The following is a 15,637-nucleotide window of genomic DNA, read 5'->3' as shown; positions in this document are numbered from 1 at the left end:
GTTGATCCCGGACAATACCAACACGCTAGACAGCAGCCAGTATCCTCCTAAGCTAAGGAGGGACGACCACGTCCAAGCGAAAACAACATCCCGCAGAGGAATGCTTATGAACTTCAAGAATCCGGTCATGATTGCTGCTCTGACCATGGCAGCGCTGTTCGCCAATACCGGACACGCCACATCACCCACCCCGCCACAGCCCACCGCTGAGCCCGGTTATGAGCAACAGGCTGCCAGCGCCGCCCAGCTGCTGCACAAAGCAGTTAACGCCTACCGCGAGGAAGGCAATGCGGCCTTTGCCCGCTTCAGCCGCCAAGGGGAATTCGTTGATGGCGACCAGTACGTCTACGTCGTCGACGAGAACGGTTACATGCTGGCCAGTGGCGGCCCGTCGGCAGCGCTGATCGGTCGTGATATTACGCCGCTGCTGGACCCGGAACTGAAGGAAGCCTTCAACTCGGCTCTGCAGGCGCCGGAATCAGACACGGTTTCGAGCGCCGAATACCGCTGGATGAACTGGAACGACGGCAAGGTGGAACGCAAGCACGTGTTCTATCAGAAGGTCGACGGCAAGACCTTCGCCGTCGGTTACTACCTGCCACGCTCCAGCGAAACCGCGGCGAAGGCACTGCTGGATGACGCGGCTGCCGCGATCGAAGACGATGCAGAGGCTACCATCGCCCGAATCAACCGACTGGACCCCGAGTTCAACCGGGACGACCTGTATGTATTCGTGGTGGATATGGATAGCATGAGCATGGTCGCGCACGGCTACAGCCGGCGTTTGCTCAACATTCATTTCCCGGATCTGAAAAACCGCGATGGCCTGCGCGTCGGTCAACAGATTCTGGATGCGGTAGAGGCCGGTGAAGACAGCGTCACCTACACCTGGCCCAACCCGGTAACCGAGCGGCCGGAAGAGAAGAAGACCCTGATTCGCAAGGTCGGCAACTATCTGGTTGCGGTGGGTTACTACCAAGAGCCGGTAACCGAGTAAGCCTGAACAGGCTGGTGGCGTCCGCCATCAGCCTGCTTGCCGCTAGCGCAGCTGACTGTCCTTACTGGCGCTGCGGTTATAGCCGGAGTCAAACCGGGCGTCTTTCTCCTGCTCTGCCTGGCAGGCCAAACACAGGCGCACACCCGGCAACGCCTGATGACGACGCTCGGCAATCGGCTCCCCACAGTGTTCACAGTGACTCAGGCTTTCGCCCTTGGGCAAATCCTGCCGGGCCCGCTCGACAGCGGAGTCGAGTGTTGCGTCGATCTGCTCCTGTACCGCTCCGTCCTGAGCCCAACCACTGGCCATGATGCCTCCCGCTTTACTCGTCGAAAGCCGCTTGCAACAACGATGGCAGCACTTCGCCTGCCGCGCCAGCCAACAGCCATTCATGCCGACCACCCAACGCCTGCGGCTGCGGGTTGACGTGGACCACCGCCGCCCCGGCACGCAAGGCGACCTCAGGGACCTGTGCCGCGGGATAGACCACGCCGGAGGTGCCAACCGAGAGCAGCAGATCACACTCGGCAGCGGCTGCAAACGCGGCCTCCAGCGCATCGACCGGCAGGCTCTCGCCAAACCAGACGACGCCTGGCCGCACTTCGCCGCCGCAGCGCTCGCAACACGGCGGCGCAAGACGCCGCCCTTCGGCAGGTTCTACCGGTGGTTCGGGCGGCATGCTGAATGGCGCCGCGCACTGGCTGCACCGCGGTTGATGCAGGCTGCCGTGCAGATGGAGTACCTCGGTACTGCCGGCGCGCTCGTGCAGGTCGTCCACATTTTGGGTGACCAGCGTCAGCTTCGGCACCCGCTTTGCCAGCTCGGCAATCGCCAGATGGCCCGGGTTGGGCTGGGTGCTCAGCACCTGCATGCGCCGCCACTCGTACCAGCCCCAGACCAGCTCCGGGTCATCCTCGAAGGCCTCGGGCGTGGCCAAGCGCATGGGATCAAACCGCGACCAGAGCCCGCTCAGCGCATCGCGGAAGGTGGCGATTCCACTCTCCGCTGATACTCCGGCACCGGTGAACACCACCACATGCTGCGCATCACGCACCCGCGCCAGCAAGCCCTGATCAAACGCCATTACCGCGCCTCCACAACCCGTTTCCCTCATCGTGCATCAGGGCCGGCTCAGTCGGCAAATACAAAGCCGGCCAGCGGTACGCCCATCGCAACCTGATGAAAGTCAGTGCGACCGGGGCTGTCAGCAGCAGCGCCTGCCACCACATGCAGCGGCAGCAGATGCTCGGCATCGGGATGCGCCAGCAATGCGCCCGGCACCTGCTGCCAGTCAGCCAGCGCCGCATCGCGCTCGGCCTGCGGCAGCACAATTGCTTTCTGCAACCAGCGATCAAAGGCGCCGATGGCCGGCGCCGGCGTCGCCAGGTTGGCGCGCATCAGCGGGATATTGTGAAAGCTCATGCCGCTGCCGATGATCAGTACGCCCTGCTCACGCAGCGGCGCCAGCACGCGGCCCAACTCCAGATGGGCCTGCGGATCCATATCGGCCCGCAGTGACAACTGCAACACCGGAATGTCCGCCTCGGGCCGCACCAGCTTGAGCGGGATAAAGACCCCATGATCAAACCCGCGATGGTGGTTGAACGCGGTATCAAAACCCGCTTTGCCCAGCAGTTCAGCAACCTCGCCAGCCAGCTCCGGCGCGCCCGGCGCGGGCCACGTCAACTGGTAGGTGTACGGCGGAAAGCCGTAGTAGTCAAACAACAGGCCGGGCACGGCCTGGGTATTCAGGGTAAATACCGGTTCTTCCCAATGGGCGGAGATCACCAGCAGGGCGCGGGGGGCCACATTCAGGTTCGGCAGCAGATTGCGCAACCAGCCCTCCATACCCTGCCAGGTGTCGGCCGGCTCCCACTCCATGAAGAAGCAGGGGCCGGCGCCATGGGGAAGAAAGACCGTCGGCAGTCGATTAGCAGACATTATTCGTCCTCCATTCAGTCAATGATCAGATACGCAGACCCAAGCGGGCATCCAGCGAGAAGCGATCACCACCGCGCAGAAAGATACCGAAGCCAGTCAGCGCCCACAGCAGCGGGTATTCGACGCCGCCATTGGTCCAGAAGAAGCCATTGGCCGTGTGCACAGTCAGCGCTACGCCGAGCATGAAGGTGACCGCCAGCGCCGCCGGACGGGTCAGCAGGCCAAGAACCAGTGCCAAACCACCAAAGAACTCGACCAGACCGGCCAGCAGCGCAAACAGGATCCCGGGGGACATGCCCAGCGAACCTTCAAAGAACTGGCCGGTTGCTTCCAGACCGTAGCCGCCAAACCAGCCAAACAGTTTCTGCGCGCCGTGCGGCATCAGCATCAGGCCAGCGGTAATACGAATCAGCGGATAGCCCAGCGGGGCCAGACGCTCGAAGATGGCAAGGCCAGGGGTAACAGTGTTTTGGTTGCTCATGATGCGTCTCCAGACGTTGCGTTGAGTTGATGGAGAGCAGAGTATGTTGGTTTCCAAATTTACATAAGACTGCAAATAAGGAACCCATGGTTAACGAATCGGAAACCCTGAGCGGCTCACTGGAAGACCTTTACGCCTTCTGCGCCGTCATCGAGTTCGGCACACTCTCGGCCGCCGCCCGCAAGCGCGGTGAAACCAAGGGCAGCATCAGTCGTCGCCTGTCGCGGCTGGAGCAACGGCTGGGCGTTGCCCTGCTGGCGCGCACGCCGCGTTCGGTATCGGCGACCGAGGAAGGCACTGCGTTCTATCTGAAAGCCCGCGACGCCCTGACCTTGCTGGCCGACGCCAGTGCCAGCGCCCGCGCCGCGCAGGACGTGCCAGCTGGCCATCTGCGGCTGACCGCGCCACTGGACCTGGGCGTCGGCGTCCTACCGCCGTTGCTGACACGGTTCCGCGCGCAGCATCCACAGATCGACATCGAGCTGCTGCTGACTGACACCCCTCTCGACCTCAGCGCTCACCGTATTGATCTGGCACTGCGCGCCACGCCCGGTAACCTGCCGGACATGAGCTACCGCGCCTCGGCACTGGTGAACTTTCGCATCGTGCTGTATTGCTCACCGGACTATCTGGTCGGGCGCGAACCGCCGTGCCAGCCGGCCCAACTGGTCGATCACCAGCTACTCGCGTGCCGTGATATGGTCGGCGCCGCCACCCTGACGCTCAATGACGGCCGCGGAAAGGAAACCAGCCTGACCCTCAAGCCGGTCATGCGCACCAGCGACTACGCCAGTGGCCAGCAACTGCTCTGCAACGGTGTCGGTATCGGCCCGCTACCGGACCTGATTGCCCGCCAGAGTCTGGCACGCGGCGAACTGGTGCCGGTTCTTGCCGACTGGCAGGTGGCAACCGGCACCCTTTACGCAATCACTCTCAGCGGCGCTCAGGCGCCCGCCCGAGTCCGGCTGTTCCGCGAGTTTTTGCGCAAAGAATTGGCAACCCTGCAGCAACCGACCTGACCGCTGGCGTCATAGCCATTACACTGGCAAGAGCTGGACTCCCAACACCCAAACCGGACGCCACATGCAGATTGAGCTGATCGAGATTCGTGACCACCTGAGTCGCTTCCCGCCGTTCGACGAACTGCCCGAGGAGCTGCTGGACGACATCGCCCGGCAGGTCGACATTGCCTACTTCAAAGCGGGCACCGACATCCTGACGTTCAATCAGGAAATCCACGAGCTGCACTACATTCGCAGCGGCGCAGTCGATATTTTTCGGCGCAGCGGCGATCTCTACAACCGGCTGGGCGAAGGTGACATATTCGGCCACTTCGGCCTGCTGCGGCGCAACCGGGTACGTTTTCCCGCCCGCGCCATCGAAGACACGTTGATCTACTACATCCCGGGTACATTGTTCGATCAGCTCTGTGAACAGCACGAGCACTTTGCCGACTTTGTTGAGGCCGAGGGTCAGTCACGGCTCAAGGCCGCAGTCGAAAACGGCCGCGCCAGCGAACTGATGAAAATCAAGGTGCGCAAACTGATTTCCCGCCTGCCGGTAACCGCACCGCTAACCACCAGTGTGCAGGAAGCCGCGCAGATCATGACCAGCCAGAGTGTCTCGTCGCTGGTGGTGGTTGACCCCCACAGCCACTGGCCGAATCCGGATCGGGTGCCGGTGGCCGACGCCCAGCATGGGGTGATGGTCGGCATCATCACTGACCGCGACTTCCGCACCCGCGTACTGGCAGAAGGGTTGGCACTGGACACACCGATCAGTGAAGTCATGTCCCCCAACCCGATTACCGTGCAAGGTGACGACACTGTGTTCGAGGCCATGCTCAGCATGCTGCGCAACAACATTCACCACCTACCGGTAGTCAAGCGCCGCCGTCCGATCGGCCTGATCAACCTGAGCGACATCATCAAGTACGAGTCACAGAGCAGCCTCTATCTGGTCAGCGCCATCTATAACAAGCAATCGGTCGAGGAGCTGCAGTCGCTGCTGCCGGATGTGCGCGCCACCTTCGTCCGCATGGCCCGAGATGAGGCCAGTGCACACATGATCGGCAGTGCCATGTCGGGGATTGGTCGCGGTTTCAGCCAGCGCCTGCTGGAGCTGGCCGAAGACGAACTCGGCCCGCCGCCGGTGCCCTACGCCTTCATGGCCCTGGGCTCGATGGCACGCGACGAACAACTGGCCGTTACCGATCAGGACAACGCCCTGGTGCTTGATGACAGCTTCGACCCGGCCCTGCACGACGACTATTTCCTCAAGCTCGCGACCTTTGTCAGCGACGGCCTGGCCGCCTGCGGCTACAGCTACTGCAAGGGCGGCATCATGGCGACCAACCCGAAATGGCGGCAACCGCTATCAGTCTGGCGCAAGTATTTCATCGACTGGATCGAGCGGCCAAAAGCCGAATCATTGCTCAACAGCTGCATCTTCTTCGATCTGGATTCGGTCTATGGCGAGTCGGCCCTGGTGGAAGAGCTGCAGGAACTGCTGGCCGAACGCGCCAGCTGCAACGAGCCGTTCCTCGCAGCGCTGGCACGCAACGCACTGAACCGTACGCCTCCGCTCGGAATTTTCCGCACCTTCGTGATGGAAAAGGACGGCCGCCAGAAGAACGTGATCAACCTCAAGCGCCGAGGTACCGCGCCGCTGACCGATCTGATCCGCGTACATGCGCTGGCCTGCGGCTCGCGGGCGCAGAACTCGTTTGAGCGTCTCGACGCCATCGCGGCCACCAAGCTGATGCCGCCAGAATCGCTGGAGCGCCTGCGCTATGCACTGGAATTTCTCTCGCTGGTGCGTATCCGCCATCAGGCGCTGGATATCGAAGACGGCATCGAACCGGACAACGAGATCGAGCCGGAAAAGGTGCCGACCGCGGAGCGGCACAATCTCAAGGAAGCGTTTCAGGTTCTCAGCAACGCCCAGAAGTTCCTGCGTTTCCGCTACCCGCACCTGCCGGTAACCCGTACCCTATGATTCGTTTCAACCCCGCCGGCAACAGCATCGAAACAAGCGCACCTGACTGGCCCAGCGAATTGGCTAGACTGGCCGAACGCAGCAGCCAACCGGGTTTGCAGGCCTACTACCGTGCCGGCTGCCCCACTGGCGATACGCCGCTGGAACAAGTACCGCTGGCAGCGCTGGATATCGAAACAACCGGCCTGGATGCCCGCCGCGATGCCATCGTCAGCATCGGTCTGATTCCCTTCAACCTGCAACGTATCCGCTGCCGCGAGGCGTTCTATCGGGTGGTCAAGCCAGACATTCCATTGAGTGAGGAATCGATTACCTACCATCGCATCACTCACTCGGATATCCGCCGGGCATCCGATCCGGCCAGCACCCTGAACCTGCTGCTCAAGGCCATGGCTGGCCGCGTCATGGTGGTGCATTACCGGGCGCTGGAGCGCGCCTTCCTTGACCGCGCCGCACGCCAGTATCTCGGTGAGCCGCTGTTTTTCCCGGTCATCGATACCATGCAGCTCGAAGCCCGGATGCACCGCGGCAGCGCTCAACCCAGCTGGCTGGCGCGGCTGTTCGGCCGCAAGATCGAGTCGATCCGGCTGGCCGACAGCCGCCAGCGTTATGGCCTGCCGCACTACCACGCCCACCATGCACTGACCGATGCGGTCGCCACCGCCGAGTTGCTGCAGGCGCAAGTGCTGACCCACTATCAACCTGACACGCCGCTACGCGAACTCTGGTACTGAATCAGCCCTGCAGCGAGCGGATCTTGCCAGGGTTGAGCAACGAGTGCGGATCATTGGCCGCCTTGCTGGCGAGAATCGCCGGACTCAATGAGCCGCCGTGCTTGCCATCTTCGAGCATGAAGGTATGGCTGTTGTTGATCTTGATGCCGAGCGATTCGTGTAGCGCCATGACCTCATCCAGACGCGCATCCGAGCTATAGCGCACCAGCGGCAACCCGGTGATCAACGGCTGCAAATTGCCCAGACGGATGAACTCCAGGTGCGTTAGCACCTCGTCACCCACCACAGCCTTGAGCTCCGCCAATTGCTCCAGCACCCGATCCGCCGCGTAGTTGGTTTGCAGATTGGTAAAGCCCTTATCGTGCTTGAGCGCCTGCAGCGTCGCGTGATTCCAGCAGTGCTCCATCAGCGTCAATCCGCTCGCCTGCGCGTCGGCAAAGGTCTGCGTCCACAGCTGCGCACCGCCGTGCTCGGCCAGCAACTGTGTCAGCGGTTGGCGGCTGTGCGGCGCCACCAATGCCATCACCAGAAAATGCCCGGCCGGCTGGCTGAACGGAATATCGCGGAAGTAGGACGCAGCTTGGCTGTCATACAGCGACAGCTCACGCTTCTCGATACCGGCCGCGTCCAGCAGGGTGCGACAGAAACCGTAGGCCGCCTCGATGCTGGTGAAGTCGAACAGGTACTCGTCCCAATCCCGCGCCGGCGCCAGCGCCAACTCCAGATCCAGCAAAATGCCGTTGGTGCCGTAGGTATGGTGATAGGTGAGCAGCTCATCGCCACGTAACTCAAGCACCCGCGGCGTCGCTTCAATGGTCAGGATACGAATCGCCTGCACCGTGCCAGGGGTCGAGATCGGCCCATAGTTGATCGAGCCGATACCACCAAAGCCACCGGCAAACAGACCACCGATACTCGCCGCCCGATAGGTCGATGGCATACAACGCAGCTCCCACCGTCGCTCACGAACCCGCTGTTCAAGCTCAGCAATTTTCATCCCGGCCTGTACCTGCACCAGCCCATCGCCCAGCCACTGCAATTCGGCGCAGGCAGTCATGTCGATCACTACCCCGCCTTCCAGCGGCACCGCCTGCCCGTAGTTGCCGGTGCCGCCACCACGTACCGTCATGGGAATTCCGAACTCGACACAACGACTTACCAGCGTCGCCAGCTCTGCCTCATTGCGAGGCTTGACCACTAGGTCTGCCAACTTGTCCGCCAATTGTGGTACCAGCATCGGGCTGAACCAGTAGAAGTCTCGCGACAACCGCTTGATATGCACCTTGGAGGTGATCCAGTCCAGCTCAGGGAGCTGTTGCTGCAATGCGTTCAGCGCTTCGGTAGAAATCATTTCGTTATCCGTCCTGTTGGACCCGCGCGCACCGGAGTGCGCATGCGCGCTGTCTGGGTTAGGGCATGACCGGGTTCTGATTGACGAACTCGGTGGTATAGACGTCTTGCAGCGAAACCATGTCGGTATCGACCAACTGGTTTTCCACCAGCATGTTCCAGGTCACCTGCATGCGCGCGTCAGTGATCACGCCGATGCCCTGCGTTGCCGCATCACCGCCAGCCACCATGCCGCTGCTACGCAGGCGCTCCAGTGCAAAGGCCAACTGCTCACTGCTCATATCGGTGTTTTCTTGCTGGATCCGTGCATTGCCTGCGTCCGGGTCGGTGATATAACGCTTCCAGCCCTCACGCGACGCGTCCAGAAACGCCTGCACCTGCTCCGGATGCTGCTTGATCAGCTCGTCGCTGCAGGCAATCGAGTTGCCATAGGGCGGATACCCCTGCTGACCGAGCGAAAATACGTTGAACTCGATACCCTCGCGCTGCAGGGCAAAGGGCTCAGAACTCATATAACCCTGCTGCGCCAGCGAGTTGTCGGCGATGAAGGGTTGCACGTTGAAGGTGTAGGGACGGCTCATCGCGTCGGTGAAACCGAACTGCCGCTTGGCCCACGGCCACCAAGATGAATGCGCGCTGGACGAGATCAGCACCTTGCGACCTTCCAGCTCGGCCAGCGAATTCACATCCTTGTGCGTAATGATCACGGTCGGATCATACTGAAAGCTGCTGCCGACCATCGTTAGCGGAATACCTTGTTGCCGCGCCATCACAGTACCAATGTCATCCTTGATGATGCACTGGGCCTGGCCGGCCGCAAGCAACTGTGCCGAATTGACCTGCGGACCACCCATGCGGATGGTGACATCCAGCCCCTTTTCCGCATACAGGCCATCGGCCAGGGCTTGATAGAAGCCGCCGTGCTCCGCCTGGGCATACCAGTTGGTGATGAAGGTAAACGGCGTCGCCGCCTGCACACTGGCACAGCCAGCTGCGGCCAGCAGCGCTGTCAGTGATGCCATCCGTTTTACCCGGTGCCGCGTGTTTGCTGCTGCTTGCATGACTCATCTCCTGTCGCTTGAACGATATGAACCTGACTAAACTCAGTTACGTGACTCGATGTGGCCGCTGTACTGACTGCGGCCCCAGGTGCTTACCTCGCGCTCAACCCAGCGCGCCTGATGAACCTCGGTGATCGCCTGTGCCCATTGGCTGCTCAATTGCTCCAGCAGCTGCGCGCCCTGCTCCGGCGTCGCCCCGGTGGGATCACCTATAACGCCTGATGGCCCGAAATCGCGTGCGGTCCAGGCTGCTGCGGGGCGGCTACTGGACAACGTCGGGCAAGGAAATGGCGGCGGGTAATTCGCTTCAGCACGCTCCATCCGCAGGGTCTCGGGCGCCAGCTGCATGAGCAATGCGGTCTCACCGTGACCGGCATGCATGCCCAACTGGCGCTCCTGCTCGGGCATGAAGCTGCTATCGAATGTCACACTCCAGGCGGAGCGCGGGATCACCATGAAATCGCCGTGACGCAAGCGCAGCTCACGGGCCGCCATCTCCAGCGGCTGAGGCTGACCACCGTGGGCGTTAACCATGATCAGCTTGCGAAACCCGGCGCGGTAAACCGACTCACCGATTTCCTGAATGGTGTGCAGCAACAGCTCACCGGTCAGCGTCATGGTGCCGGGAAAATGCAGATGCTCGTCGGACTTGCCGTAGGTAATGGCAGGCAGCGCGAAGGCAGGAATCTCGGCAGGCAAACGTTCCAACGCCTTGCCTACAACACCGGCAGCGACAATCGAATCCACCGCGCAGGGCATATGCGGACCATGCTGCTCGATAGCACCAACCGGCAACACAATGACGGTATTGGCCTTATCCGACAGCGCGTCGATATCGGTCCAGCTCAGGTACGGCAGAAAGCGTTCAGCGGGGGTATATCCGTGCAGCATCATGACTCCTTGGTGCCGCCCAGCGGCAGGTAGGCGGTGGCTTCCACTTCGATCAGGACGTCGTCGGTCGGCAGCATCGCGCTGACCTCGACGACCGTAGAGACCGGCGGCTCACCGGGAAAGAAACGCCGGCGCACGCTGCTGTACGCCGGAAAATGGTCCAGGTTGCGGAAGTACTGAACCAGCTTGAACACGTCGCTCATCTGGCCACCCTCGCGCTCAATGATTTGGCGGATGGCATCCAGCACATACCAGCTCTGCGCTAGGATCGGCCCCTGCTTGATATCACTGGAGAACTCGCCAGTCCGGCCGAGGCTATCGGCAATATCGTTCGGAATGTCTTCGAAGCCGCGCACAATCAGTCGGCGGGCAGGGTCTACCGCAATCACACCTGACAGAAAGACGAAGTCGCCCACCCGCTTAGCGGCGGCGTATCGCGCCAGCGGCGCGCCATTGGTTACATCGTTACTCATCATTCACTCCTGAAGCAGCAAAGGTTTAAAGCGCCAGCGTCAGGCGCGGTGAGCGACAACTGCCGCAGCAGATCGCGATGTATTCACTGCGATCCTCATCATCCAGGCACTGGTCGCCGTGTACCGGCTCACCGTCGCACCAGGCCACCACACAGCTGCCGCAGATGCCCTGCTCACAGTTGGTTTCAGGGGCAACACCGGCCTGGCGCAGGGCCGCTAGCATGGAACTGCCGGCTGGCACTTCGATGTCTACTCCGCTATTGCTCAGGTGCAGCTGAAAGCCCGATCGCACAGTGGTCTCGCTGCCCGCAAAGGCTTCTTCATGCCACTGGTCAGCGGGCAAACCGGCACACTGCGTGCGCACCCGCTCCATCAGCCCTTGCGGGCCGCAACAGTAGACGTGAGTGTTGGCGGGTAGCGCAGCAAGCGTGCGAGAAATGTCCAGCGTTTCACGCGGGTTGTGCACCAGCTCAACAGGCCAGCCGGAACCCGCCAGCTGCGCAGCAAAGGGCGAGCCGCCTGAGCTGGCAACAGCAACCACAAAGCTGAACGGCAGCCCCTGCCCTGCGAGCCGGTATGCCATCGCCATCAGCGGAGTCAGGCCAACGCCCCCTCCCACCAGCAGGTGATGCTCGGCCTGCGGCGCCAGCGCAAACAGATTGCACGGCGCGCTGACAGCCAGTTCGCCCCCGGGGCGAGCCAGCGCATGCAATGCCTGCGAACCACCGCGACCCAGCATCTCGCGCTTGACCGCAATGTCGTAGTGGCTCAAATCACCCGGGTTGCTGCACAGCGAGTAGGCTCGGCAATACTGCTCGTTGATTTGAATCTGGACGTGGGCTCCCGCCTCGAACGGCGGCAGCTGGTCACCTTGTGGATGCTGCAGGCGCAGACGCATGACATCCGGCGTAAGCATGTCGGAGGCGGCAATGCGCAGCGGGTTGAATTCGGCTGAAAACATATATTGACCAAATAGACTGTACACTTGGTCAAACTAAATGCATAACACATGCCAGCAGAACGCTGTGGCACCAATTCAGCAGCAGATCAGGGTGCGTGAACGGAGATAATCAGGCGCGCAGACCGGCGCCAGAGAGGACAAACTGGATCAATTCCTGCTCGATTTTTTGTCGCACATCGGGTGCCGTCAACGGCGACTCCAGCAGCATTTCGGCCTGCAGGGTGTAGTCAGAGTAATACTGCGTCAGCGCCCAGATATGCATTATCAACAGCCGACCGTCGAGCGGACGTAACGCCCCCTCGGCTACCCAACTGTTGATCTTGGCGACCTTGGCATGGGTCGCCTCCATTGCGCCCGGCCAGTAGTTCTCCAGCCGCGCCCCGCCACTGAGCACCTCCATGGTAAAGATGCGCGACAGCTCCGGATTCTCCAGCGCGTAGTCCAGCTTGACCCGGACGAACTCGCTCAGCGCCTCGCGCGGTGACTGCTTGGCGTCGCTGTCGAAGACGAAGAAACTGCGCCAGCTGTCAAGCACCATGCCCAGCACCTGCGCGTAAAGCGCTTCCTTGTCTTCGATGTAATAGTGCAGCTGCGACTTTTTGAGCTGCGCCCGTTCGGCGATCGCCTGGGTCGACGCCCCCTGGAAACCGTGCTGGCTGAACTCGGCAATGGCCGCATCCAGAATCTTGCGCATGATTTCCTGCCGGCTCTGCTTGGAGCGCTCCGTCCGCATGTCTACTTTTGCCACAGTTGCACCATTTAAGTGAATTACCGATACCCTTTGCACCATTGTCAGGCCAGCTAGAGCCCTCAAGGACGCAGGCAGGCGCCTATCCTACCCTGCCAGCAACCGGAGCATAACCGGAAACAAAAAAGGGCCGCACGCCGAAGCGGTGCGACCCTTTTACTAAGCAGCCGTATCTAGCGAGGCTCGCTCATCAATCCCTTGATGATGGCGATACAGCCAACCAGCAGCACGATGGTAAACGGCAACCCGGTTGAAACGGCCATCGCCTGCAATGCCGCCAGACCGCCGCCCAACAACAGCGCAATCGCAACCACCCCTTCACCGATCACCCAGAACACCCGCTGCGGCACGGGCGCGTTGACCTTACCACCGGCGGTGATGGTGTCGATCACCAGTGAGCCGGAGTCGGAGGAGGTTACGAAGAACACGATCACCAGCACGATACCGACAAACGAAGTAATCGCGGTCAACGGCAGCTCACCGAGCATGACGAACAGCTTGAGCTCCAGCGCCGCATCCTGCACACCGGTGAAACCGTCGGTGACAAACTGGCCAATGGCAGTGCCGCCAAAGGCAGTCATCCAAAGTACCGATACCAGTGACGGCACCAGCAGTACGGCAATCAGGAACTCACGCACGGTGCGACCGCGGCTGACCCGAGCGATAAACATGCCGACAAAGGGCGACCAGCTGATCCACCACGCCCAGTAGAAGGCAGTCCAGCCCTGAGTAAAGTTGGCGTCTTCACGGCCTACCGGGTTTGAGAGCGCCGGCAGATTGGTGACATAGGCCAGCAGGTTGTCAAAGAAGCCCGTCGTAATCGCCAGGGTCGGCCCGACAATGATAACGAACAGCAGCAGAACAATGGCGAGCACCATGTTGATCTCGGACAGTCGCTTGACCCCCTTGTCCAGGCCAGCAACCACCGAGAGCAGCGCCAGACCGGTGATCCCGGTGATCAGCAACACCTTGGTGACATTGCCGGTGCCGATATCAAACAGGTAATGCAAACCGGCAGTCGCCTGCTCGGCGCCGAAGCCCAATGACGTCGCCAAACCGAACAGCGTGGCGAATACCGCCAGGGTATCGATCACATGCCCCGGCCAGCCCCAGACCCGCTCACCGAGAATCGGGTAGAAAATCGAGCGAATGGTCAGCGGCAGCCCCTTGTTGAAGGAGAACAACGCCAGTGCCAGTGCTACGACAGCATAGATAGCCCAAGGGTGCAGGCCCCAGTGGAAGATCGTCGCCGCCATGCCCAGACGAGCAGCGGCTTCGGCATCGCCGGCAGCAGCGCCGAGCGGTGCCCAGTCGGTACGCAAGCCGTCGTCGCCAACCGTCACGCCACCAAGCGACGAGGAGAAGTGCGACATCGGCTCGGATACGCCATAGAACATCAGACCAATACCCATCCCCGCTGCGAACAGCATGGAGAACCAGCCGAGGTAGCCATAGTCCGGCTTGGCATCCATTCCGCCGATACGCACCTTGCCCAGAGGCGAAACAATCAAGCCCAGGCACAGGATCACAAAAATATTCGCGGCACCAAGGAAAAACCATGCCAGGTTACTAGTCAGCCAGTCACGCAACGCAGCAAAAAGCGGTGCAACTTCAGCCTGTAGCGCGAGGGTCAGCACCACGAACAGCACAACCGCCAGTGCCGAAATGGTGAACACCTTGCCGTGGATATCTAGGCTAAAAACAAAACTGCCGGAAATGTTGTCCTGCCCGATAACGTAATCAGTATCGATCAGGTTGGCGTCGCCGGTCGGTGCCGGGATGCCGTCATGGCCGATCGGATCAGCCGCGGGGTCCTGCTCACTCAATGGTTCTTTTGCCATCTAATATGCTCCGATGCTTCAGTGCGGGCAAATGCCCGAGGACGTACCAGCCGCACTGCATCAGCAGCACAGCGGCAACAATTGACAGCCCAGAAGGGCAACGAGGTGCACACAGCGTGCGCAGCAATAACATCCATTCCGCCCTGGCGGCCGAGTCAATGCGAAGCGTTTTCCGAAGAAAAACAAACCAATGATAGCGATTTGACCCGCATTAGTGAAATCGGAGGAACAATGAGAGACAGAGTCAGGGCCGCAACTCGCCCTGATCAAGCAGGGAAACAGCCCCGCGAAACAGCATCATCACCTGCTCTTCTGCCAGCGCCAGAATGTCGCTGCGCCGCGCAGGCTCGCCCAGATAGTCAAGCGACTGAAACAACATATTGCGGTTAACCATACCGGCAACCCGCCGCACCTGTGCGGCGCTAACCCGCTCGGGAATCAGCTGCAGCTCGCGGATATCCTCGGCCATATCGTCGGCAAACTCGTCCATCTGCCGCTGCAGCTCCTCACGCAGCAGGGCCGAAGGGCCATGCAGCTCGCGCAGGGCAATCAGCACCCGATTGCGGTGCTCATGCACATAGTCGAAATACAGCCGCAGTGTCTGCCGGCAGACTGCTCGTCCTTTGCTTACGCCGGGCTCGCCAACGCCTTGCTCAACCTCGGCCGCCGCCTGCCGACGCAATGCCCGCAACGCCATGCGCAACTCGCGCTTGGACTGCCTCAGCAACTGCAGGCCGAGGTCTTCCATATCGCGGAAGTGACGGTAGAAGGTGTTGGGGTTGAGACCCGCCTCGCGCGCCAGCTCACGCAGCCCCAGGCTGGTGACGCAGCGGCTGCTGGCGGCGAGGCGCTCGGCAGCCTCCAGCAACGCACGCTTACCTGGCGGGTCGGCGTTTTTCTTCAGCTCTGCGGAGGCCACCACCTCAATTGCCCGGTGCAGACCTCAAGATCGCAAGCACCTGACGATTAGACAGTCCATACTCATCCATGAGCGCCCGCAGGGCATCGTTAAAGGCCAGCTCCTGCTGCAACCCGGAATCCTGCTTCATTTTTTCCAACTGTGCCAATTGGGCAGCCAATTGACGTTCGGCGGCGCGAAACTCGGAAAGCTTGCTCATGTCATACCTGTGTGAGTGGGAACAAGAGAACCAAAGACGAGGAT

The 15,637-nt window shown here is 61.2% G+C and carries 17 protein-coding genes; 4 read left to right on the top strand and 13 right to left on the bottom strand.

The annotated features are described in order from the left end of the window. Window positions 1-106 precede the first annotated feature (106 nt). On the top strand, window positions 107-997 hold the full coding sequence (locus ACKPCU_RS05020) for a cache domain-containing protein (RefSeq protein WP_321350365.1): 891 nt from the start codon (window positions 107-109) through the stop codon (window positions 995-997). A 42-nt stretch (window positions 998-1,039) separates the two neighbouring features. Here ACKPCU_RS05020 and ACKPCU_RS05015 read toward each other — a convergent pair whose 3' ends face one another. From ACKPCU_RS05015 to ACKPCU_RS05000, 4 genes are read right to left on the bottom strand one after another with little or no spacing between them, the layout of a single operon-like run. Next, window positions 1,040-1,306: a DksA/TraR family C4-type zinc finger protein gene (locus ACKPCU_RS05015; protein WP_321350363.1), complete on the bottom strand. Its 267-nt coding sequence runs from the start codon at window positions 1,304-1,306 to the stop codon at window positions 1,040-1,042. A 13-nt stretch (window positions 1,307-1,319) separates the two neighbouring features. Then, window positions 1,320-2,081: an SIR2 family NAD-dependent protein deacylase gene (locus ACKPCU_RS05010; RefSeq protein WP_321350361.1), complete on the bottom strand. Its 762-nt coding sequence runs from the start codon at window positions 2,079-2,081 to the stop codon at window positions 1,320-1,322. 47 nt (window positions 2,082-2,128) lie between these two features. After that, window positions 2,129-2,938: a DODA-type extradiol aromatic ring-opening family dioxygenase gene (locus tag ACKPCU_RS05005; RefSeq protein ID WP_321350359.1), complete on the bottom strand. Its 810-nt coding sequence runs from the start codon at window positions 2,936-2,938 to the stop codon at window positions 2,129-2,131. 25 nt (window positions 2,939-2,963) lie between these two features. Next, on the bottom strand, window positions 2,964-3,419 hold the full coding sequence (locus ACKPCU_RS05000; protein WP_321350357.1) for a DoxX family protein: 456 nt from the start codon (window positions 3,417-3,419) through the stop codon (window positions 2,964-2,966). An 86-nt stretch (window positions 3,420-3,505) separates the two neighbouring features. Here ACKPCU_RS05000 and ACKPCU_RS04995 point away from each other — a divergent pair, with 86 nt between their 5' ends. The 3 genes from ACKPCU_RS04995 to ACKPCU_RS04985 all read left to right on the top strand — a co-directional run bounded on the left by ACKPCU_RS04995 (window position 3,506) and on the right by ACKPCU_RS04985 (window position 7,150). Further along, window positions 3,506-4,438 carry a LysR family transcriptional regulator gene (locus ACKPCU_RS04995; RefSeq protein ID WP_321350355.1) on the top strand — a complete coding sequence of 311 codons (933 nt, stop codon included), beginning with the start codon at window positions 3,506-3,508 and terminating at the stop codon, window positions 4,436-4,438. A gap of 64 nt (window positions 4,439-4,502) precedes the next feature. Continuing rightward, window positions 4,503-6,416, top strand: a complete 1,914-nt coding sequence (locus ACKPCU_RS04990; RefSeq protein ID WP_104739391.1) for a DUF294 nucleotidyltransferase-like domain-containing protein — start codon at window positions 4,503-4,505, stop codon at window positions 6,414-6,416. Beyond that, entirely contained in the window at window positions 6,413-7,150 is a 738-nt protein-coding gene (locus tag ACKPCU_RS04985; RefSeq protein ID WP_321350353.1) for a 3'-5' exonuclease, read from the top strand. The genes ACKPCU_RS04990 and ACKPCU_RS04985 overlap by 4 nt, the downstream gene beginning before the upstream one ends. A 1-nt stretch (window position 7,151) precedes the next feature. Here ACKPCU_RS04985 and ACKPCU_RS04980 read toward each other — a convergent pair whose 3' ends face one another. The 9 genes from ACKPCU_RS04980 to ACKPCU_RS04940 form a co-directional block, all read right to left on the bottom strand. Continuing rightward, window positions 7,152-8,501 carry an FAD-binding oxidoreductase gene (locus ACKPCU_RS04980; protein ID WP_321350351.1) on the bottom strand — a complete coding sequence of 450 codons (1,350 nt, stop codon included), beginning with the start codon at window positions 8,499-8,501 and terminating at the stop codon, window positions 7,152-7,154. 58 nt (window positions 8,502-8,559) lie between these two features. Further along, window positions 8,560-9,561 (bottom strand): ABC transporter substrate-binding protein, encoded by a 1,002-nt coding sequence (locus tag ACKPCU_RS04975; protein WP_104739388.1) that lies wholly within the window; start codon window positions 9,559-9,561, stop codon window positions 8,560-8,562. A gap of 42 nt (window positions 9,562-9,603) precedes the next feature. Further along, a complete protein-coding gene (locus tag ACKPCU_RS04970; protein ID WP_321350348.1) occupies window positions 9,604-10,452 on the bottom strand; it encodes a creatininase family protein in 849 nt (282 codons plus the stop codon). Beyond that, on the bottom strand, window positions 10,452-10,925 hold the full coding sequence (locus ACKPCU_RS04965) for a RidA family protein (RefSeq protein ID WP_104739386.1): 474 nt from the start codon (window positions 10,923-10,925) through the stop codon (window positions 10,452-10,454). The genes ACKPCU_RS04970 and ACKPCU_RS04965 overlap by 1 nt, the downstream gene beginning before the upstream one ends. A gap of 25 nt (window positions 10,926-10,950) precedes the next feature. Continuing rightward, entirely contained in the window at window positions 10,951-11,886 is a 936-nt protein-coding gene (locus ACKPCU_RS04960) for a PDR/VanB family oxidoreductase (RefSeq protein ID WP_104739385.1), read from the bottom strand. A 109-nt stretch (window positions 11,887-11,995) separates the two neighbouring features. Further along, window positions 11,996-12,634 carry a TetR family transcriptional regulator C-terminal domain-containing protein gene (locus ACKPCU_RS04955; protein ID WP_211287180.1) on the bottom strand — a complete coding sequence of 213 codons (639 nt, stop codon included), beginning with the start codon at window positions 12,632-12,634 and terminating at the stop codon, window positions 11,996-11,998. Window positions 12,635-12,807: 173 nt separating this feature from the next. Further along, window positions 12,808-14,475, bottom strand: a complete 1,668-nt coding sequence (locus tag ACKPCU_RS04950; protein WP_104739383.1) for a BCCT family transporter — start codon at window positions 14,473-14,475, stop codon at window positions 12,808-12,810. A gap of 244 nt (window positions 14,476-14,719) precedes the next feature. Then, window positions 14,720-15,397 carry a TetR family transcriptional regulator gene (locus tag ACKPCU_RS04945; protein ID WP_104739382.1) on the bottom strand — a complete coding sequence of 226 codons (678 nt, stop codon included), beginning with the start codon at window positions 15,395-15,397 and terminating at the stop codon, window positions 14,720-14,722. Between the two features lies 1 nt (window position 15,398). Continuing rightward, window positions 15,399-15,593, bottom strand: a complete 195-nt coding sequence (locus ACKPCU_RS04940) for a hypothetical protein (protein WP_088277286.1) — start codon at window positions 15,591-15,593, stop codon at window positions 15,399-15,401. Window positions 15,594-15,637 lie beyond the last annotated feature (44 nt).

This window comes from Halopseudomonas oceani (assembly GCF_963677335.1).
In the GTDB taxonomy this organism is placed as follows: domain Bacteria; phylum Pseudomonadota; class Gammaproteobacteria; order Pseudomonadales; family Pseudomonadaceae; genus Halopseudomonas; species Halopseudomonas oceani.
Note: the sequence above shows the minus strand (reverse complement) of the source record. Positions and strands in the feature narration are given on the sequence as shown.